General features: G+C 36.4%; 17 protein-coding genes. All 17 read right to left on the reverse strand.

Going from position 1 to position 20,952, the window contains the following annotated elements; translation table 11 throughout:
• Positions 1-7: 7 nt before the first annotated feature.
• Positions 8-826: a carbohydrate ABC transporter permease gene (locus ACLIJJ_RS01510; RefSeq protein WP_233313589.1), complete on the reverse strand. Its 819-nt coding sequence runs from the start codon at positions 824-826 to the stop codon at positions 8-10.
• Complete coding sequence (locus tag ACLIJJ_RS01515) at positions 819-1,688, reverse strand: carbohydrate ABC transporter permease (protein WP_267913310.1); 870 nt, start codon at positions 1,686-1,688, stop codon at positions 819-821. The genes ACLIJJ_RS01510 and ACLIJJ_RS01515 overlap by 8 nt, the downstream gene beginning before the upstream one ends.
• A 135-nt stretch (positions 1,689-1,823) precedes the next feature.
• Positions 1,824-3,113: an ABC transporter substrate-binding protein gene (locus ACLIJJ_RS01520; RefSeq protein WP_237941567.1), complete on the reverse strand. Its 1,290-nt coding sequence runs from the start codon at positions 3,111-3,113 to the stop codon at positions 1,824-1,826.
• A gap of 167 nt (positions 3,114-3,280) precedes the next feature.
• Complete coding sequence (locus tag ACLIJJ_RS01525) at positions 3,281-5,044, reverse strand: cache domain-containing sensor histidine kinase (RefSeq protein WP_233313586.1); 1,764 nt, start codon at positions 5,042-5,044, stop codon at positions 3,281-3,283.
• Positions 5,045-5,051: 7 nt separating this feature from the next.
• The gene (locus ACLIJJ_RS01530; RefSeq protein ID WP_237941569.1) at positions 5,052-6,566 is read right to left on the reverse strand and encodes a response regulator transcription factor; all 1,515 of its coding nucleotides are present in this window, start codon (positions 6,564-6,566) and stop codon (positions 5,052-5,054) included.
• 355 nt (positions 6,567-6,921) lie between these two features.
• Positions 6,922-8,334 carry an MDR family MFS transporter gene (locus tag ACLIJJ_RS01535; protein WP_411410478.1) on the reverse strand — a complete coding sequence of 471 codons (1,413 nt, stop codon included), beginning with the start codon at positions 8,332-8,334 and terminating at the stop codon, positions 6,922-6,924.
• Between the two features lie 260 nt (positions 8,335-8,594).
• Complete coding sequence (locus tag ACLIJJ_RS01540; RefSeq protein ID WP_233313583.1) at positions 8,595-10,028, reverse strand: MFS transporter; 1,434 nt, start codon at positions 10,026-10,028, stop codon at positions 8,595-8,597.
• 285 nt (positions 10,029-10,313) lie between these two features.
• Positions 10,314-11,291 carry a sugar phosphate isomerase/epimerase family protein gene (locus ACLIJJ_RS01545; protein WP_237941571.1) on the reverse strand — a complete coding sequence of 326 codons (978 nt, stop codon included), beginning with the start codon at positions 11,289-11,291 and terminating at the stop codon, positions 10,314-10,316.
• Positions 11,284-11,751 (reverse strand): C-glycoside deglycosidase beta subunit domain-containing protein, encoded by a 468-nt coding sequence (locus ACLIJJ_RS01550; protein ID WP_341077270.1) that lies wholly within the window; start codon positions 11,749-11,751, stop codon positions 11,284-11,286. The genes ACLIJJ_RS01545 and ACLIJJ_RS01550 overlap by 8 nt, the downstream gene beginning before the upstream one ends.
• Positions 11,752-11,755: 4 nt before the next feature.
• The gene (locus ACLIJJ_RS01555; protein ID WP_233313580.1) at positions 11,756-12,868 is read right to left on the reverse strand and encodes a Gfo/Idh/MocA family protein; all 1,113 of its coding nucleotides are present in this window, start codon (positions 12,866-12,868) and stop codon (positions 11,756-11,758) included.
• 302 nt (positions 12,869-13,170) lie between these two features.
• On the reverse strand, positions 13,171-15,678 hold the full coding sequence (locus tag ACLIJJ_RS01560; protein ID WP_411410479.1) for a GH39 family glycosyl hydrolase: 2,508 nt from the start codon (positions 15,676-15,678) through the stop codon (positions 13,171-13,173).
• A 106-nt stretch (positions 15,679-15,784) separates the two neighbouring features.
• Entirely contained in the window at positions 15,785-16,771 is a 987-nt protein-coding gene (locus ACLIJJ_RS01565) for a sugar phosphate isomerase/epimerase family protein (protein ID WP_411410480.1), read from the reverse strand.
• Positions 16,772-16,796: 25 nt separating this feature from the next.
• On the reverse strand, positions 16,797-17,198 hold the full coding sequence (locus ACLIJJ_RS01570) for a C-glycoside deglycosidase beta subunit domain-containing protein (protein WP_251645511.1): 402 nt from the start codon (positions 17,196-17,198) through the stop codon (positions 16,797-16,799).
• Positions 17,199-17,344: 146 nt separating this feature from the next.
• A complete protein-coding gene (locus ACLIJJ_RS01575) occupies positions 17,345-18,250 on the reverse strand; it encodes a sugar phosphate isomerase/epimerase family protein (protein WP_411410481.1) in 906 nt (301 codons plus the stop codon).
• 37 nt (positions 18,251-18,287) lie between these two features.
• Complete coding sequence (locus ACLIJJ_RS01580) at positions 18,288-19,370, reverse strand: Gfo/Idh/MocA family protein (RefSeq protein WP_411410482.1); 1,083 nt, start codon at positions 19,368-19,370, stop codon at positions 18,288-18,290.
• Between the two features lie 17 nt (positions 19,371-19,387).
• Positions 19,388-20,173, reverse strand: a complete 786-nt coding sequence (locus ACLIJJ_RS01585) for a sugar phosphate isomerase/epimerase family protein (RefSeq protein WP_237941577.1) — start codon at positions 20,171-20,173, stop codon at positions 19,388-19,390.
• Between the two features lie 201 nt (positions 20,174-20,374).
• Positions 20,375-20,920: a hypothetical protein gene (locus ACLIJJ_RS01590; protein ID WP_411410483.1), complete on the reverse strand. Its 546-nt coding sequence runs from the start codon at positions 20,918-20,920 to the stop codon at positions 20,375-20,377.
• Between the last annotated feature and the right edge of the window lie 32 nt (positions 20,921-20,952).

Consider the following 20,952-nt stretch of genomic DNA (forward strand, 5'->3'; position numbering starts at 1 on the left):
CTTGCTTCTATTTAACTGATCCCATCATGCCGGCAACGAAATGCTTCTGCATGATGAAGAAAATGAATGCTGCTGGTAATGTCGCGATAACAATCGCAGTCATAATTACGCCGAAATCGGGAGAATAGCTCGACCCAAGAACAGAAATCAATAATGGCACTGTTTGGTTTTCTGGAGACTGTAACACAACCAATGGCCATAAATAGCTGTTCCAGCTCGCCATAAACGTGATGATGGCTGCTGCTGCATAAGTCGTTTTCATTGTCGGCACATAAATCCTGAAAAAACAGCCTAGCTCTGTCAAACCATCAATTCTGCCTGCTTCCAAAATATCTTTTGGAAACATCTTTGTGCTCTGACGAAAGAAGAAAATTAAAAATGCAGTTGTAACTGTCGGCAAAATAACAGCTGCAATCGTGTCAATACCTATATATGGCGCAGATTGTGAAATCATGCCAAACATTCTGAACAAAGGCACCATTAACGCTGCAAACGGTATCATCATCGACAGCAGAAGAATGTTAAAAACCATGTCTTTCGCTTTGCTTTTGTAAACTTCAAAGCCATAGCCTGCCAGTGATGCAATCAGCAGTGATAAAACAGTAGTAATGATTGATATTTTCGCGGAATTTATCAACGCTGGAATGATCTCTACTGTTTCAAGCAGGTTTTTGAAATTTTCAACAAAATGCCCACCTGGCAATAGACGCCCCTTTGTAACATCAACTGATTTATTCGTTGCACTGACAATCATCCATAAAAAAGGGAAAATCGAAACGATTGAAACAATCGTTAAAAAACTGTAACTAAATACTTTCTTAATCATTTTTGTCACCTGCCACTTTAAACTGGATGATAGAGAAAATAACAATCATAATAACAATGGCATAAGAAACCGTTGCCGCATACCCAAAGTCTGGGGTGTATTTAAAGGAGAGATTATAAATGTACTGGGATATCGTCATCGTGGCGTTCCCTGGCCCTCCCTGGGTTATATTCATAACTTCATCAAACAGTTGGAGTGTGCCAATTGTAGAAGTAATCGATGTAAATAAAATGATCGGCTTCAGCATTGGAATTGTAATCTTAAAAAAGGTTTGAATGCTAGATGCACCGTCCATTTTAGCTGCTTCATAAATAGACTGGTCGACATTTTGTAATGCAGATAAATAGAAAATCATGTTATAGCCAGTCCAGCGCCAAGTGATTGCTGCAATAATGGCGATTTTGGCCCAAAAAGGATCTGTCAGCCACTGAATGGGCTCGGAGATAATAGAAACCTTTAATAAGAACATATTGATAATGCCATCATTACCGAATAAATATTTAAAAATAACCGAGTAAGCTACCAATGAAGTTACACATGGCAAAAAGATAGCCGTCCGGAATACACCTTTAAACTTTAACGTCTTATCATTTAACAGAACGGAGATAAATAATGCCAGCAGTATCATTACTGGAACTTGGATAATGAGATAGATAACCGTGTTTTTCACTGTTGTCAGAAAAGTCGGGTCCTTAAATAACCGGACATAATTATCAAAACCGACAAAGGTCAGGTTAGTGCCTGTTCCTGATTGAAGGGACAAGATAAAAGCTTGCACCATTGGATAAAAATAAAATAAACAAATCATGGCCGCGGCAATAGTTATAAAAGACCAACCGATCGCATTATTTTTTGTGCGCAGGCTTCTGGAAGTTCTTGCTGTCTGAAGATCCTGATTCGTTCTAGCTGGAATCACAACTCAACACTCCTTGCATTCTGTAATAAAAGAGAGCCTTGGTATTTAGTAAGAAAATCCAAGGCTCTAAAGTTTACTCGATTATTTAATCTGCGCCTCTGCCTGCTTTTGGGCATCCTCTAGGGCAGTATCAAGAGCTTTACCTTTTAAGTAGTTTTGAGCCTCTACGACAAGCAGATCTTCAATGGCATATGTGTGCAGTCCATAGTTAATTTGCGGGATTTGCTCTGTCCAGTTCGCAAAATCCGCGATGACTTGCTGACCATTAAAGAAATCATCTGCTTCTTGATATGCTTCACCTTCCACTGCTGGAGAATAAGTGCCGATAGCACCTACTTCTTTATTCAATGTTTGGTAAAAATCAACATTAGAGCCAAACGTTTTCGCTAGGAATTCAGCTGCTTTTTCTTTTCCAGGAACATTTAGAACATACCAAGAGCTTCCGCCTAAGTTAGTAGCATTAATGGAGCTTTCCACATCTGGCAAGCGCGGCATAGAAACAACTGCCCATTTACCAGCTTGAGAGCTTTCTGCTTTAACAGATGGAGTAATCCAGTTTCCTGATGGAACTGTGGCTACTTCACCGCTATTGAAACCTGCTAAAAATTGACTCCAGTCCGAAACAGGTGAAACAATATCTGCATCCAATAGTGCTTTATATGTTTCAAACGCTGTCTTTAAAGCTGTATTTCCCGATAAGTCAGGCGTCACACCATCTTCCTTTGTATACCATGATCCAGCAGACTGAATCATCATACGAATCAAACCAAGATCATTAGGGTCTTGTGTAAGCATGTTTTTGCCTGTTGCTTCCTTCACCTTTTTGCCGATTTCAATATACTCATTCCAATCAATATCCTTTAAGTCATCCACTGTATAGCCAGCTTGCTCTAAATAATCTGTTCTGACATACAAACCTGCTACCCCTGTATCAAATGGGAGACCATAGTTTTTGCCGTCTACACTTGTAGGTGCAATTTTATATTGAGCGAAATCCTCTTGCTTAAAAGAATCACTCAACTCATAGAACATGTCTGGATATGCTTGAAGAAAGCTTTGTGCACGATAATCCTCAATTAGGACTATATTTGGCAGCCCCTTCGTCGTTCCTGAGCTTAAAGACGTATTAAGCTTTTGAATGATATCATCTTGAGCGTTTTCCATTACTTCAATATCAAGGTCAGCATTTTCAGCGGCATAGGAATCTACTGCCAAGTTCATCGCCTTAATGTTGAAGTTAGGATCCCAAGCCCATACCGTAATTTTATTTGTATCCTTAGAGTCTCCTGAAGCATTCTCTGTATTGGAGCCAGATGAACAGGCTGCCAAAAGTAGAACGCTGGCTAGTATTAGTGCAAGAATCTTTTTCATCGATTTCCCCCCAAGTATGAATATTATTTGTAAGCGTTATCACTTACAACTATTATGTTATCATCCTATTGGGGTGCATCGTTAGGAAGATATTTTTGTGTTTTTGTAGTATTTTCACAAAAATGAATCCGCTTCCAATGTTCAAATAGGACTTTTTTTAGATTTTATTATTTTCTTTGAACAGGAAGGGTGATTCGTACCTTTGTTCCTTCGCCAACCTCACTGGAAATTTCCACGCCGTATGATTCGCCATAGATGAGCTGAATCCGCTCATGCACATTTCTTATGCCAATGCCAGAAAACTGCTGCTTCCGTTTTGTTTGCGGAAGATGCTCATCAGCTATTACCATCCCATCCCCATTATCAACAATTTCACAAATCAAACAGTCGCCCTCATGCCATACAAGAACATGAATATACCCTTGCGGTTTATGGATAAAGCCATGAAAAAAGGAATTTTCCATAAACGGCTGCAAAATTAGCTTTGGGATCAGAATGTCGTGACAGTTCGGTGCAACAAAATAATTCACCTTAACGGAATCGCCATAGCGCTTCTGATTAATAAGCACATAATTGCGCAAATTATTTATTTCCTGATCTACGGTAATCGTCTCATTTACATCACCAATTGTATTTTGCAATAAGGATATGAGCGAATTAATCATTGCTTCTGTTTCGGCAATATTGCCTTTACTTGCAATAAATTTAATGGATGCGAGTGTATTGTACAAAAAGTGGGGATTAATTTGCTGCTGTAAGGCAGCAAGCTCAGCATTCCGCCGTTGTTTCTGTGACAGTACGAGCTGATCGACATACTCATGTAATTCATCAAGCATGGAATTAAAGGCAATACCAATCTTTCGAGTTTCATATGTTCCTGAAACAGCAACATATTCATCAAAGTCATAATCTGATGCACTCTCAATTTGTTTGACAAGACTGGACAAAGAATTCGTCAGCCTTCTTGAAACAAGGAGAACGATAAACAGCGCTGCGATAACAATGCTTAATGAAATAAGCATAATTTTTTTCTTATCAATTAAATCACCAAAAGCTGTATGCTTATCAATGATATTGAACATGTACATATCAAAGGCTGGTACATATTCCATCATCATTATTTGCTCCTTACCCATAAACTCCCCTATCAGATAATCATCATGATCACTATTGCCAAGCTCTGAGGCATACTCTTTTAGCTCTTTAGAGGTGCTGCCGACTTTTTCTGACAAGCTGCTTGAGACAATGACGCCTTCTTTATCAACTAAAAAAACATCATTGCCTGGACTTGTATAACTAGAGTAAAATTTCCGAAATTCGTTTTCTCGTATAGATATATAAGCCGCTCCGTAAGTATATCCAGACCTATTCACAAGTGCCCGTGAAGCAACAATATAGCTGCCGCTCTCATCATCATTTAGCCGCTTGTCATATTGATAGATTAATCTGTTCGGGTTTTCAGCCGTTTTCTCCGCTAAACTGCTTTCCTTTAACTCTGTATCAGTAATTGGCCAAAACGTTCTGTCGTTTGTCGCATAGCTCAGACCATTTGCACCAACTACAATAATGCCAACCTCATATGCTGCCATATTGGGTTCAACCCGTTTAATTAATTGGCTCATCTGATAGATGGACTGAAACTGTACTGCATTTGTTTCCCTTTTTTCTGTCAATATGTCCTTTATGGCAATGCTTTGCTGTATGCTGTTAGTTGCAAGAACGACTGAATAATGATATTTCTCGTAACTTTCTTTCACTTGATTCATCACCTTCGCATTCGTAATACTGAATTTATCGAAAAAGAATTGTTCACTCATGCGAATTGTTGTCCATGTGATGGTGATGGATACGATGATAATAATCATTACAGTAATCAAGGACATCGTAATAAATAAATTGCTGTGTCTAAAACGTTCAGGAATTAGCTTCATAGTATGCTCAACTCTTTTCCACCCATTGCCTGCGCCTGAACTGGCTCGGTGATAATCCTGTCATCTTTTTGAAAACTTTACAGAAATAGCTGTGGTCTGAATAGCCGACAATTCCGCTGATTTCTGAAATTGGTGCAGTGCCTGCAACAAGAAGCTTAGATGCCTCTTCTATTCTAACTCTGTTAAGGTACTCGCTGAAGCCTTCTTTCATATGCGTTGAAAAATAGCTGGATAAATAGGATGGATTAAAATGAAAATGCTGCGCTACATTAGTAAGTGTCAAAGGCTCACGATAATGCTCATTCATATATGCAATGATGTTTTTGATATTGACATTTTCCGGCTTCGTTTTTACTGTATTAATTACCGTTTTTGTATCACGCAAAAAACACTCCAGCTTTTTAACAACTTCTTCTGCACTATTTGCCTCTTCTATTCCTTTCAAGTAAACATATTTCGACTGTTCCAAGCTATGAATCTCATATTCCATATTGCTAAGCAGGATGGTGATATTAAAAATAATATTGCTAAAAAAAGACTTATACTCATACACATCCAATGTATACATAGAAGAAATAGCTGCAACATGATCCTCCAAATAAGCAAAAGCAGAATCAAAGCGTTTACATTTAAATTCATTAATAAACCAGTCTAAATGAAATTTCTCCAGGTCTGTCACAGTGATATGCAAATGTTGTACAGTGAGAACCGGAATATCTGGAAAGTAAAAGCTGCATTTTATTAATTTTAGAATTTCTTCTTTATATATCTTTCCTATTTGCATAAAATCCTCAAATTCTCCACTTACTATCAATTGAAGATTGTATTTTATGGCCACTGTGTTTTCCAAAAAAGAGTGCAGTGCTTTAAAATTGTCCCCGTTAATAAGGAGGATGTTGTCTGTAATAAAGCAGATATAGCCTTGTTCGCTTAAACCACTGTTAATCCATGTTTTAACAGCAGAAGACAGTTCTCCTGTTCCGTCTCTCTGCTCAACTGAAACGAGACAATACTTCCTATGCAAAAAGCGATCTGTTAGTTTAAGAGAATGTTCCACTTCATAGCCTGACAGCATTTTTCGGACAGCATTCGCAACAAAGGTATTCAAAGCCTCCTCTTCATCTATTTTGCGAGCAGGCAGCCTTTTTTTCATCTTTCTCAACACAGCTAACAAACTTTCTGCATCTAGCTTTGGCTTTAGAATATAATCTAGAACCCCATTTTGAAAAGTTGAGCGCACATAATCAAAATCGCCAAAGCTGCTTAACACTACCACTTCAATATGAGGATATTTCTCCTTCACAATTCTCGTTAATTCTTCTCCATCCATTATTGGCATAACAATATCAGTAATGATAAAATCCGGCTTTACAACCTCTATTAAATCAAGAGCTTCCTGCCCATGCGCTGCCTCGCCGACAATTTCAAAGCCTTCTTGTTCCCAATTGACGTAATGCTTAATCCCCTGCCTTATCAGAATTTCATCATCAACAATAAGCAATCGGCCTCGTTCTAATGCCATTGGTTTCCCCCCTGACGGTGAGTATGTGTTAACAAAAAGCAGACATTCCCGGCTTATCAATGAAGCCTTTCCTTTAGCTCATTCACTCTAAAAATACAGTGCTAATTCATCCTATGTAGATTGATCCTTTTATAGGTTTCCTTATATTAGCATCGTTGCAAATTGGTTTAATTGCCCCCTTCCGCCGCTTTCCATTAAGTATATCACGTGTTTTATACGGTATTAACTAAAAAAATGAGAGAACGCATCGGAAAGTTATCGTATTTATCAGCAACAAAAAAAGCATAGTCTTAAGTAAACTACGCTTTTCTTAAACACTTCTGTATTATTATGGACCGCTTGTTTATCTATGCTATTAAGAATTAACAGATACTTCCTTGACCTTCGCTGCTGATTTATCTTTTGGCAGCTTAAGTGATAACAGAAATCCTAACCCGCTAACTACTGTAATAACCAAAAAAGTTATTCCTAACGCCATTTGTTCCGAACTTAAATGGTTGTCAAGGCTTGTGTAAAAAGAGACTAATATCGATATTCCAACAGAACCTGCTATCGAGGTCAAGGTACTATACACAGCTACCCCATGTCTGAATAGGTGTTGAGGCAATATATTCATAGCACCTGTTTGAACTGGCGTCATCAGCATACCAATCCCAACCATTCTTATCGTATATAAGATAACAAGGAGCAGAATTGACTTTTCTATATTTAAGATACTTAAAGGGATTGTAGATAGTGTAATAACCCCGAATCCAAGAACGACAAGCAATTTCACCCCAACTTTATCAGTGATTCGTCCAACAAATGGTGATATCAGCCCCATTAATGCCGCACCTGGCAGCAAAATAAGTCCTGAAGTAAGGGCAGAAACTCCCTCCACATTTTGCGTATATAACGGGACAATAGTTTCTGTACCAAACATTGTTCCAAATGCAATCGCAATCAGTATGCTAGAAACTGTAAATGTTTTGTATTTAAATACTCTAAATTCAAGCATTGGCTGAGCAAGCTTTAATTGTCTTTTCACTAACAATATTAGTGCAACAATTCCGATACTGACCCATGCATAAGTAATCAGGCTTCTCCAGCCTATCGATCCTGCAAGACTGAGTCCATATAGAATTCCTCCGAAAGCAAGGCTTGATAATATAATGGAAAGACTATCAATACGCTCATCTTTATTTGTTTCTGTCACATTCTTTAGTGTTACAAGCGAAAAAATTAACACTATTAAAAGCATTGGGAGAGTACCGTAAAACAGATAGCGCCATGATAAAACATCTACAACTCCTCCAGCTAAGGAGGGACCGATTGCAGGGGCAAAACAGATTACTAGAACAAGCAAGCCCATGGCACTTCCCCGCTTCTCTTTTGGAGTTATTGTTAAGATGATATTGGAGACTAACGGCATCATAATGCCCGCACCGATAGCTTGAATAAATCTTGCCATTAGCAGCATCGAAAAGGAAAAGGACAAAGCTCCTAATATAGTGCCTATTAAAAAAATGATTACAGCAGAAAAGAATAATTGCCTTGTTGTAAACCTGGCAATTAAAAATGCTGAGATAGGAACGACAATTCCATTTGTTAGCATAAAGGATGTGATAAGCCATTGTGCATTATTGGCATCTGTATGAAACTCCTCCATAATTTGCGGCAATGCTGTAATTAATAATGTTTGATTTAAGACTGCAATAAAAGTACCGACTAATAATAAGGTCATTAATATTTTTCTGTTGTGAATCGTTATAGTGGTTGATTCGTTCATCTTGTGCCCTCATTTCTGATTACATATAATTTACAACTCTCTTTCATTTTAGCGATTATCTTTTAAAAGGACTTTCTCATCCTTTTTCACAAAGTATTAAATTTTTATCCTTCCTTTACTGCTCCCTTATTTAGATTAAAAATTTATGGTCATTTTTTAATCTCTCGTACAAAGACATAAAAAAACACGCATTTATTTATCCCCTTTGCTTGCTAAAAGAAGGTTCAAAAAGAACTGCGTGTTATGATAACCCTTACATTTTATTTATTGTCTTTATTGAGATGTTTTTCATCTAAGCTTTCTCTAATTTTCGCTGCCTTTTCTTCTGTTAAGCCATACAATTTAACTGGAATAATAGCTAACAAGAACAAGATGGCTGGAGCAATATTAACTACTAGATTGATGCCGTTCATCGCTTCTGCGGTTTGTTCTGCATTGGCAACATACCCAAAAAATCCTAGTAACGAAACAGTTGCTGCACCGCCAATAGCGCTGGCAAATTTCGTAGCAATACTCGTTGCAGCGTAAGCGGTACCATCTGCACGCACCCCTTTTTTATCCTCCATTTCATCAATCGCATCAGGCACCATCGCAATTACAAGTGGAATACCGAATTGCGTTAGTCCAAAAATGAATGTCCCTATTAATAGTAACGGTATATTATTAAAATCTACAAAATATAAAAGAAGAAGTGAAAGAGATGCTAAACTGTAAGAGATGTATAACATATTTTTTTTGCCAATGTTTTTAGCAAATCTTGCAAATACGATAATCCCGATAGCTGCGCCTATGGCTGGTAAAGGCATGAATAGCGCAATTAAATCCATCCTTTTTATAACATATAGGTAGTAATAAATCTGCACTCCCATTCTGCCAAAAAAGGCGGTTAAGGAAACTAACAATATAAAGAATATACATATTAAGGATTTACTCGTAACAATAGCTGCAAGGGAATCTTTAATAGATATTTTATTTTTATTTATCGGCTGAACCACTTCCTTACATTTGAAAAAAACCATATAAAACAGCGGGATAGCAATTACTGAGAGAACAAGCGCTGTCATGGTATATCCTTTTGCCGTTATTTGCTCTCCTGTGCCTCCACTAAAAAACAAGATTAATGGCATAGAGATAACAGCAAGCAACACACTGCCTAGGTTTGTGAAAAGCATCCTGAAGGAGCTTAACGCTGTGCGTTCACCAGAATCTTTTGACATTACTGCAGCTAAAGATCCATAAGGTAAATTAACAACTGTATATAACAGCCCTAAACCGATATACGTAAACAAAGCCCAGGCAATTTTAGCTTCCGTATTTCCGCCAAAACCAGGAGCTGTGAAGGCAAGTACACTGAATAAAGCGAGAAATGGTGTCCCATATAATATATATGGTCTGAATCTGCCATATTTTGATTTTGTACGATCTGCTAAAACACCAATCATCGGATCTTTAACTCCATCTAAGATTCGAGCAACTAACATAATCATCGCAACAATTGCTGGTGTAAACCCAACTACGTCCGTATAAAAAATCGTAAGATAGGAACCGCTGAAGCTCCAAAATAGCTGACTTGCAAAATCTCCTAAACCATAGCTAATTTTGGTTGAGAAAGACAGTCTTTCCTTATCCTTCACGATTATGCTCTGTGAACTTATACTCTCTGTAACAGCATTACCATCCAAGCCTTTGCTCATTTATACTTACCCCCTTATATTATATAAATCTTCCAAATCAGTTCACTATTATAATCTCTTCCTCTCTGCCTTGTATTTACAATAAGTTAAGCGCTTACTTAATCATATTGTATATACATCACCCTCCTGCAGATATCCTTTTTTTACACTGTTAGCACATGATATTTAATCTAATAAATATCTGTTTTTACAATGGGTTAAAAATTGCATACTGCTTTTACCTAACGTTTTGTCAGCAAAAAAAAGCCCATACTTTTAGTATGGGAGCTTACCGAGCAATCAATATTATACTGTTTGTAGATTTTGTAATATTTTACGTTCCATTTGTAAGTGGCGTTTTGTCATTTCAACAGCATTTTCTGATGCTTCATATTCTGACATAATATAGCCTGTAAATTTAGAATGCTTGATAACTGGCAATATATCTTCATACGGAATACTCGCTTCTTCTAAATGATCATACATATAATGAAACTTCCCATGAAAATATAAGACATGTGGCATTATTTTCGCTAGTCCTGTTAAATCAGGTTCGCGGGTAAACGTTACAAAGCCATACATTCCCTGAAAAGCTCCCATTACCGCCTCATTCGCTCCAGCATTGATTAAACGTTGTCTAGCTTCATTTTGTGGGATGCTGTCATAGCGAAGATTAGCAGCCATTTCTAACAGCTCTAATGGCGCCCCTTTTTCTAATGCTTCATCCCAGTAAACTTTATTTGGCTTTGTTGCAAAACAGCCGAAGTCTGGAACAAAGCCAATATATTTGGATCCTGTTTGCTCAAATATTTCCACATACTCCTGAACCTTTGGAGAAGATGGTGTTTGCGGATTATGAATCTCAACACCTATTTGCACTCCGTAGTTCTCAGCATAAGGAATTAATTTCGAAACTGCCGCTGGTGATAAGTGTGGTTGTACCCTCATTAATTTACATCCCAATTTGCTTGCTGTTTTTATATCTAAAATTGTCGACTGCACTAATTCATCATCTGTTAAATCTCTTCCAGTTATGACACCTCGATCAGCACTAGCTCCGTAAGAGACAAAATCAATTCCATAATGATCGGTCATGCTTTTCATTTCATTCACGACTTTTTCACTTGCATATGGGTAAGAAGGCAGCATGGTTGCTCCAACTAGCTCAAAGCCTTCCGCCCCTATTTCTGCCGCTGAACGGATACAATCTTCTAATGATAGCTTGCCTTTTACAAAATCTGTTGAAAAACTAAATAGGGAAACTCCTAATTTTATCTCAGACATCTAATTTAGTTCTCCCTTCCTTCGTATTTAGTGTCAGCGTCTTGCTGCCGCAAGAATCTAATACTGCGTAATTGTGGTTTTCTGTATTTCCAGGAACATACATATATGCATTTCGAAGCAAGAGGGTTACATCAATCTTATAATCCCCCTCTTTTATTCCTCCTGGAGAATAAACTTTAATAGTAGCTGGCTTATCTACATTCCAAAATTCTGAAACTAAATTAGGCAATTGACCTATTGTGAATTCCTTTCCATTAAGACAGAAATTAATATCATTGGAATCAATTATTTTATCGTTTACAGCAATTGATAGCTCTTCAATGCAAGATAAGTAATGACCGCGATAATAGCTTAATCTTATTTGAAATTCATAGCCAATCTTTTTTCCATTTATTGTTGTGTTAATTAAACTATTATCTACGACAGTATCAACAAAAGGCAATTTCATTATGAACGTCATCTTGTTACTCCTTTTCAAAAATAATTTCTTTCCCTGTTTCTGCTGATTGGTAAATAGCGTCTAAAATTTTCGTTACGACAAACGCTTCCTCTGGTTTAACAAGGGGTTCTTTATCTTCTCGGACAGCCTCTAGCCATTGCTTTGCTTCGAGCACTTCTGGTGAGTTATTGCTGCCATCGAAATAGGCAATGTTTCCAACCGGTGATCTTCGCTCTTCCACTAATCGTCCATTATGTGTTGTGTTATAAACTAATTCTTTATCCTTATAACCCATGCCCGAAATGATTTCTGCTCCTCCTTTTGTGCCACAAAGAGTAGTTGCCGCTTCTTTTGCGTTTAATATGTTTAGTGCCCAGGAGGATTCAAGGAAAATAGTGGCTCCGTTGTCCATTTTGATATATCCAAATGCTGAGTCTTCTACTTCAAATGTTTCAGGATCCCACGGACCAAATAAATTTCCTTCTGTAGCTTCTGCTAAGCTGCCAAGCTTATTAAATACAGAGCCTGAAACAGAAACCGGCTTATAATTATTCATCAGCCATAAAGTAATATCTAGAGCATGTGTACCAATATCAATTAGTGGCCCACCGCCTTGTTGTGATTTATCAGGAAACACTCCCCAAGTTGGAACAGCACGACGGCGGACAGCATGTGCTTTTGCAAAATAGATATCTCCAAGCTCTTCTTTTTCACAGGATTTATATAAAGCTTGTACTTCCTCTCGAAATCGGTTTTGATAGGCTACGGTGAACTTCTTCCCAGACTTTTTCCAAGCCTCCATCATTTTCGCAGCAGCCTCTGTATTATGAGCCATCGGCTTTTCACACATAACATGTTTTCCTGCCTCAAATGCTGCAACAGTAATCGGACTGTGCATAACATTAGGTGTTAAAACGTGTACAATATCAATAGATTCATCTTTTAATAGTTCCAGATAATTCTCATAAACCTTTGCATCGGTTGATCCAAATTCCGCAGCTGCTTTTTCTGCACGTTCGATATGAATATCACAAAAAGCTACCATCTCACACATCTCTTTAAATTGCGATAATGCTGGAAAATGTTTTTGATTAGCTATTCCGCCACAACCGATAATTCCGATTCGAAGTTTACTCATTTTAAGTCTCCTTTATTTTTCAGGTATATTGGTTCCGCTTACAAAGATAATTTTACCTTTTATTTCAGCATATTCCTTTTCAATTCTTAACATCTCAAACGCAAATTTTGGACTTTTTCTAGGCTCTGTTTCAAATGTAAAACATAAGAGGTTAAAAGTTACGGTGACATTTTTAACCTCTTATGTTTATAACTATTTTTCAGGCAAAGGTTTTTTACACAGCTTGCTCCTATCTTTAAGAACCAATAAAAAAAGAGGATGAAAAATAATGATCATTTTTCATCCTCTTTTCTGGCATCTGCTCATTCTCGATATAATAAATTCAATTCATACAATCTGATTTCATGCGGCTTGAGCTCTGCAGTTATTTTGATTGCATTGTTTTCGACATAAATATGATCAACTTTCATGGAAGGTACACATCTGCGCTTTAAATATCCAACCTCGTCTGGCTTCATATCATAAACAGAACCAAAATTTAACCACTCATCAAGCACACTGCCTTGTTCTCTGTTTAGGATTTGTTCTTTCATTCTGTATTCACCCTTGGTGACACCTTGTATCTCCAATGAAATAGTAAGCTTGTCATTATTTTCAAAAATATCATATTGTTCCTTTATATCCGTGCTTCCTTCTGGATGTAAATAATAGGAATAGTCAAAGTGTTTATAATTAAAGCAGATGATTTGATATCTATCCCCTGATTTTTTGGTGATAATATAGTTCGGTCCCTTGGCAACAAGGATTTCCCCTAAATGTTTTAATAATACAAAGGCATGATAACCAGGTTTTCTGATTCCATTTTTCGTAACGAGCCCTGCTCCTCCATGGAGAAGATTTTTAGCATCTCTAAAATCACTAAAAATATCGGAAAACATCCAATAGCCCATCATATTAACATTTTGTTTAATATTATCTACAATATTCTTCACTATATATGCCGCTTTAAAGCAGCTGTCATTAAGATAATCTCTGTTAGATATGGAAATATTCCACTCTGTTACATTAAGCTCCATATTGTCAAAACCAGCGTTCAGCATAGATTCTCTTACCTGCTTAAGCTTCATCTTCATATAATCAGGATTGGTAGAGAGCATATTCTTTTTAGGAACATTTCTATCTGAATCGACTTCAATGGAGTACAAATAGATCGACAAAAAATCCGGCATTACTCCGTTCAATTTCCACTGTCGAAAGAACTTATCTAATTTTTCCCTTTCTAAATCCATAGGCAATCCACATCCACCAACTTTAGCAGATGAAACAATTTCATTTACCGTCTGTTTTAAGCAGCTGAAAATATTAAAATATCCCTCAAACTGCCCCGGGTCATGCCGGATGTTTTTAACAAAATTATTACTAGGATTCTTTAAATTATGTATAGGATCAATTTCATTGCTCCAAATTTCAAAGTACCATGTTTCCACTTCTTCAATACTGTATCGTTCAATACAATGTAATAAAAACGCTCTTAATAATTTCTTCCATTCTTCAAGTGATCTTTTACTGTTTGTTTGAAATGTGATGGTATGCTCAAAAGACTTGGACACTATTTTCGGCTTGGGTCCAAGTTCAATAAACGGTTTTAATCTATTTTTTATTAAAAAATCCAATAACTTATTTATATTTGTAAAGTTGTAAGTGGAATTATCTTTAGAATAGTCGTCCACATGCATTTCATCACTAAATAACCCCCAAAACCTCGCATAAGTAAATCCTATTTCGTTTTGCATAAAAGTGATTTGTTCCTGCATATCTGAGCTTAATATATCGGTTGCATATCCTATATTAATTGTTTTGTTCCAATATTTTGTAAAAGCATCCATCTTGCCTAATTTAACTATAATATCCTTTTCTTCAGAAATCTTCTTGGTTGAATCGTCTGCTGTAATTACATCTTCTAAATATGTACGTAATGCTCTAAAAGCCTCTTTTTTTTCAGCTGTTTTATCTTCTTTTAAGATTTCATGTTGTTCCTTTGGTTCTATATGCTGTTTTCTATATTCTATTGGTTTCACCTGAAATCTTTCATTAAAGACTCTATTAAAAGCTGCTAAATTAGGGAAACCATTGTCTAATGCAATTCGGGTAATCGATTTATTTGTGTATATTAACTCATTAACCGCATGTGCTACTCTAACTTTGTTTACATATTCGGAGAAGGTTTTTCCTGTTTGCTTTTTAAAGAACTTCGATAAATACGGCACTGTTATATATTGAATACTTGCAACCTCTTCAAGGGATAATGGCTCTCTAAAGTTATTCTCAATATATTCAAGTATTTCTACTAATCTTTCATTTTGACCATTTTCTGTTGTATAACTTCTTTTTTCAAGCGGCCTGCTATCCTTTAAATACTCTAGCTGAAGGATAGAAATTACGTTAAACACTTTCTCTAAAAAAAATACCATCGAGGAATTGCGTTGATTTAAGTAAACAGCCAACAGCTCATCTAGGCTGCTTCGCAGTTTTTGATGTGATAAAGCTATCTGTTCTATTGAATTACATTGAAATAATGGATTTTCCTGACCAAGAAGAGAGCAAGTTTGCAAATAATTCAAATGAAAAACGATAAATAAGTTATCAGAATCAGAATGAAAAGAATGCAGCTCGTTTGAATTAACAAGTAGAAAATCAGATTTATTCAGTTCGGTCGTTTTATTGTTCGCTTTTACCTGTAAATTTCCCTTTATGACATAGATTATTTCTATATCCTTATGGACGTGATCAAGGGTACTATTGCCATGCATGACGGAAATAGCTATAATTTTTGAATCTATTGAAGTTTGGACAGTTTGTGTATTAAACATCCTTTAGCCTCCATAGTTATTCTATTTTTTCTTAAAAACTGCCGCTATAATCTTGTTAAAAAAAGGGGAGGACCTGTACTTACTAAACACAGGCCCAAACTTACTATTAATCTAATAAATTACTTAATAAGGTTTGATGATAACTTACCTTTTTAATACTATCGACCTCCATAAAATCTTGTATATGCCGATTCCCTTCATATTCACTATTAATATATCCTTCGTAACCAGCCTCCGCTAATATGTCAATAATCTCCTTATACGGGATACTAGGCTCTTGATAATTCTCTGTCACATCATAAAATTTACCATGGACATGCATGATATACGGTATATAATTCTTCAAAATATGCGGATCTGTGTATATTAAATGCTTTGCCAATTCAGCATAAGCCAGGTCCACTTTATTGGAATTTTCCATACTAGCAACAATTTCTAATGTTTTATCTTTTTCCACACCGTTAGCATAGTTTTCACTTATAAATTGGATTATCTCCGGTGTGCCACCGTCACGAATATATCTTTGTTCCATAACTGGTGGTATACGTTTAACAAAAATCCCTAAATCCGGCATTATTCCAAACCACTGGGTACCACTGCTAATGATATATTCCATTCTTTCCTCAAACCAAGGAGTTCCGAACGTAAAAGGAGAATGTACTTCCAACGCAATTTTTACTCCGTACTCTTCGGCATAAGGAATACTTGCCTGTACAACTTCTAGAGGTGTTGATACTAAAGTTCTGAGAATCTTAAATCCTAGTTTCTTTGCAAGCTTTAGATCTCTTACCATCATATCTACATTTTCTTCCAATGTTAAAAGTCGATTCGCATACAATTTATTATCTAAAAAGGCATCATACGCAACAGGCTCTACACCATATTGTTCCATCCAGCCAAACCATTGCTCAACAAATTCATCGGATGCTTTCGGGTATCCAAAAAGCATTTGCTCTGGTAAAAGTTCAATCCCTTTTGCACCAGTTTTGGCAACTTCAGCAATACACTGTTCGAGATTTAATTTTCCTGTATAAAACTCTTCCTGATAACTATATAGTGATACCCCTCTTTTAATATTCGCTTTCTGTGTCATTTTTCCCACCCCCGTCATTAAATAATTAACTAATATTCTCTTCCAGTGTCAGTATCTTTTGATTTTCTCCTATATTTGGCCATGGTAGATAGGAGATTCGCAAACTAACAAATACGCGAACCTGATGCTCTCCTGGGTTTAATCCGCCTTGTTTTCGAACAAATAGTGTTGCTTTTTCGCCAAATTCCCAACGATTATTTATAACGGTTGCTAATTCTTTATAAGGGAAACTGCCGGAATTAACGGTGAACACCATATCTTCCTGTAAAAAGGCTGTTCCGTTAACTTCTAGTTCTATATGATTAATTAAAGACAATGCAATACCTCGGTAGTAGGGAATCCGGATTTTCAGCTCAAAACCTATTATTTCACCATTATCTTCTACATTCCTAAAACCTTCCTCACACACTAAATATTGTTCAAACACAGCTTTATACCTCCCTCTAATTTTAGGATGAACCGTTTCGCTTAAATTTGTAAGCGCTTTATTAAATATTTTCTATACTATATCACTTGCTATTTTTTTATACAATTTAATTTCCCATGTTTAAGACTTAGCAGCCAGATATCTGCTTACACAAAATATTGACTTAAATAATTTTTGCTAATGATAATAGAGTCTTTTCTTGATTTTAATGAATCCTCAAATGCTTTATCCTCCACTTCAATCACGGCATTGCCTGTATAGCCGATATCTGTTAGTGCAGATATATAAGTACCCCAATTAACATCACCAAGCCCAGGTAATTTGGGAGATAGATATTCAAGGGGCGCAGCCATAACTCCTACATCATGTAAACGATCTTTATATATTTTCACATCTTTAAAATGCACATGAAAGATTCGATCTTTAAATTCAAACACTGGTTTAATATAGTCCATTTGCTGCCAGACAAAATGGGATGGATCAAAATTAAGCCCAAAATTTTTACTTGGAATCAACTCAAATACTTTTCGAAAGATAGCTGGAGTTGTCATAAGGTTTTGGCCCCCTGGCCATTCGTCATTTGTAAAAAGCATTGGGCAATTCTCAATGGCAATTTTCACCCCTAAGTTTTCCGCATATTCCACAATAGGCTGCCAAACAGCACTTACCATTTTAAGATTTTCAGCTACAGACAGATGCTGATTTCTGCCAATAAAAGTGTTTACGAGATTCACATTGAGTTGTTTAGCAGCCTCTAAACATTTTTTAAGATGAGCAATATAATACTCGCTCTTTTCCTTATCCCCATCAAGAGGATTCGGATAGTAGCAAATAGCAGAGATTTTCACATTTTTAGCTTCCAGATAATTACGGATATAGTCAACATCTACATGTTCCACATCAATATGTGTTACACCAGCATATTTTCGGACCGCTTTTCCCCTTGGCCAAGCACATAATTCCACACATGCAAATCCGTTTTCTGATGCAAAATCTATGACTTCTTCAAATGTACAACCATCTAAAATAGCACTATTAAATCCCAGCTTCATTCCTACTTCTCTCCTTTTTTCAATCATGGTTTTTAACTTAGTTTATTATTCTTACTCTTTTCTCTTTATTTTTAAAAAACACAGGTTCGCCCATACTTGCAGATACATAAAAGCGATCGATAATATCCATCATATATACACCATGTTCTGCAGGAGCAGATAATTCTTCAGCAAAAACAATGCTGTTTACAAAGTGTTCAAACTCATTCTTTAGCTTTATGTTAGGATTAAGATTTGGAGTAATATCAACAGTTGTGTCAAGTAATTCAGAAAAAACCTTCAGCTCCCCGTTAATAATGCTTGCTCCTCCATTTGTTCCTAATATTTCAAGGTATGTTTGATCATGTTCAATATTAGAAGCCCAAGCAAATTCAAAATGCACAATAGCACCGGATTGAAGGCTTAGTAAGCCAGCAGCACTATCTTCTACATTAAAAACACCTGCTGGATTTCCACTGTAGCCATTTCTATTTCGAGTAGCTGTTTGGTGGAAATTTTGATAGGTTGCCCCTGTAACATATTTCGGCTCAGGCAGTCCCATTAAATAAAGAGCTAAGTCGAGAAAATGAACACCTAAATCAATCATAACCCCGCCTCCAGCAACCTCCTTATTTGTAAACCAAGTTCCTCTTCCTGGTATGCCGCTTCTTCTAATCCAACCAGTTTTCGCCTTGTATATTTCTCCTAAATAGCCGGCATCAATAAGCCTTTTTAAAAAAACCGCTTCATTTGTAAACCGATTATTTAGGCCAATCATTAACTGTTTACCTGATTTGTTTTTAGCATCGACTATTTTTTGCGCCTCTATAGCATTTAGTGCTAACGGCTTTTCACAATGTACATGGACACCGTGCAGCAAAGCATAAATAGCGATCGGAGTATGAAAGGAATTAGGTGTACAAATGCTAACAATATCTAAATTTTCTTTATCAATCATGTCAGAATAGCTAGTATAGATGTTTTTAACATGATACTTTTTTGCTATCTTATTAGCATGTTCCTGATTGACATCACAAATGGAAACTAGTTCAATATTAGGCAAACTTAAATAATTGCTTAAGTGTTTTTTTTCTGCATTACTGCCGGCTCCAATTAAGCCATATCTTAGTTTCTTAGTCATATTAATCCTCCTGCTCTTTAAAAAATGAGTTTTTTCATAAATTCAATTGTATAATTCACACCACTCTTTCCAAGTTCCCCCGTCCAGATGGGTGAATGCGGTTCAATACTTAATCCCCCTGTATAGCCTTTTGCTCTTAATAAAGAAATAAATGATTTCCAATCAGTTTGGTCCAGTCCAGCCGGAGGATCATCTACTCTTGTTCCATTAACTATTAATGAACCCTTTAAATGAATATGATTAAAACGGTCACCCCAATCTAAAGTCTCCTGTAAATAGTCTCCACCAAAATACCTGCTGTGTGACGGATCGAATTTAATCCCTAAATCTTTTAAATGACCATGAATGATTTTCCAGACTTCCGGATTATGAACAAAATTCACTTTTCTGCAATTATAGGAAGAGATTCTGACTCCCTTTGGCTTTGCATAATCAATGAGAGCAGAAAAAAACGCGATTGCTGAAGAGCAATTATCATAGTAAGATAACTCATCCACATAGTTACAACCGCTTACAAAATTTCCACATTCTAATTCACTTGCAACATCAATTAATTGAAAACACTTCTCTAACTCAGCTTGTATGACATGCCCTTGCTTATCTAAGCGAATGGATTTCCATCTGCCTATGGAAGCAACTTCTATCCCATACTGCTTTTTCCACTTTACTAATTGGTTTCGGTTCTTATGGAACTCAGCAACATCCTGGCCTTCGTTCACGCATAGTTCGATAAAATCTAATTGGCTTTGATTAGCATCCTTAAAGCTTTCTCGGGTGGGTTTCGCGATGATTCCCAGCTTCATCCTTTTCACCTTCTTGAATTAAATTCACTTACATCATTATTTAGCTCTTCCATTAAAATTTTAGACTTTCTTTCGTCCTATTTCTTTCAATCTATTAACCAAAATGTTTCGTTCCTTTATTCAAACTTTTTTAGAATAATGGGCAAAATAAAAAGAGGTTAAAAATTAACAAGGAATTTTTAACCTCTTTCTGTAATAAGCTCAGTCTGTGACAACCTCCACCTTATCAGCTACTCTGTTGTCATCCAAATGAATGACCAACCACTCACTGTCTATAGAAACTAATCCGCGCTCCATCCCAAGATGATAAACAATATTATCCTCCTCTTTAAAGTAGTTCATCTCGATATTGCTGCCTAACAAGGCAATAATCTCCTGTTCCTGTTTGCCCTTTAATGGATGGTTTGCTAATAAATCATCAATCATATAGGTTCTTTCTGTCTCATATTGAAGCCATTTATCGGTTGTGAATGTTGATTTGTATTCATTTTGGCCTAACAAATATAAACAAATGATTGGAGGAATGGTAAATAGCAGCAATGATATGCTGTTTGTAAGCGTTAGTTTACCTTTTCTCCTCATTAAGCCTGTAATCCAAATCAGCAATATGGGCACCAAAACAGCAGGAACACTTATGATGCTAAAGGAAGATTGACCAATATTAATGATAAATATACACGCAAAATAAAACAGTACGTAAAATGCTATTCCTAAAAAACGCCATATTAGCTGCCAATCTTGTTGCATTCTTTTCCTCACCTTCTATATTTTTACATCTA

This window comes from Niallia laureatilytica (genome assembly GCF_046613985.1).
Classification (GTDB): Bacteria; Bacillota; Bacilli; order Bacillales; family Cytobacillaceae; genus Niallia.

Excerpts from the sequence above, each read along its gene's own strand:
- ACLIJJ_RS01510 (WP_233313589.1), bottom strand. The coding sequence starts at position 826 with ATGATTAAGAAAGTATTTAGTTACAGTTTTTTAACGATTGTTTCAATC.
- ACLIJJ_RS01520 (WP_237941567.1), bottom strand. The coding sequence starts at position 3,113 with ATGAAAAAGATTCTTGCACTAATACTAGCCAGCGTTCTACTTTTGGCA.
- ACLIJJ_RS01525 (WP_233313586.1), bottom strand. The coding sequence starts at position 5,044 with ATGAAGCTAATTCCTGAACGTTTTAGACACAGCAATTTATTTATTACG.
- ACLIJJ_RS01530 (WP_237941569.1), bottom strand. The coding sequence starts at position 6,566 with ATGGCATTAGAACGAGGCCGATTGCTTATTGTTGATGATGAAATTCTG.
- ACLIJJ_RS01535 (WP_411410478.1), bottom strand. The coding sequence starts at position 8,334 with ATGAACGAATCAACCACTATAACGATTCACAACAGAAAAATATTAATG.
- ACLIJJ_RS01540 (WP_233313583.1), bottom strand. The coding sequence starts at position 10,028 with ATGAGCAAAGGCTTGGATGGTAATGCTGTTACAGAGAGTATAAGTTCA.
- ACLIJJ_RS01545 (WP_237941571.1), bottom strand. The coding sequence starts at position 11,291 with ATGTCTGAGATAAAATTAGGAGTTTCCCTATTTAGTTTTTCAACAGAT.
- ACLIJJ_RS01550 (WP_341077270.1), bottom strand. The coding sequence starts at position 11,751 with ATGACGTTCATAATGAAATTGCCTTTTGTTGATACTGTCGTAGATAAT.
- ACLIJJ_RS01555 (WP_233313580.1), bottom strand. The coding sequence starts at position 12,868 with ATGAGTAAACTTCGAATCGGAATTATCGGTTGTGGCGGAATAGCTAAT.
- ACLIJJ_RS01560 (WP_411410479.1), bottom strand. The coding sequence starts at position 15,678 with ATGTTTAATACACAAACTGTCCAAACTTCAATAGATTCAAAAATTATA.
- ACLIJJ_RS01565 (WP_411410480.1), bottom strand. The coding sequence starts at position 16,771 with ATGACACAGAAAGCGAATATTAAAAGAGGGGTATCACTATATAGTTAT.
- ACLIJJ_RS01575 (WP_411410481.1), bottom strand. The coding sequence starts at position 18,250 with ATGAAGCTGGGATTTAATAGTGCTATTTTAGATGGTTGTACATTTGAA.
- ACLIJJ_RS01580 (WP_411410482.1), bottom strand. The coding sequence starts at position 19,370 with ATGACTAAGAAACTAAGATATGGCTTAATTGGAGCCGGCAGTAATGCA.
- ACLIJJ_RS01585 (WP_237941577.1), bottom strand. The coding sequence starts at position 20,173 with ATGAAGCTGGGAATCATCGCGAAACCCACCCGAGAAAGCTTTAAGGAT.
- ACLIJJ_RS01590 (WP_411410483.1), bottom strand. The coding sequence starts at position 20,920 with ATGCAACAAGATTGGCAGCTAATATGGCGTTTTTTAGGAATAGCATTT.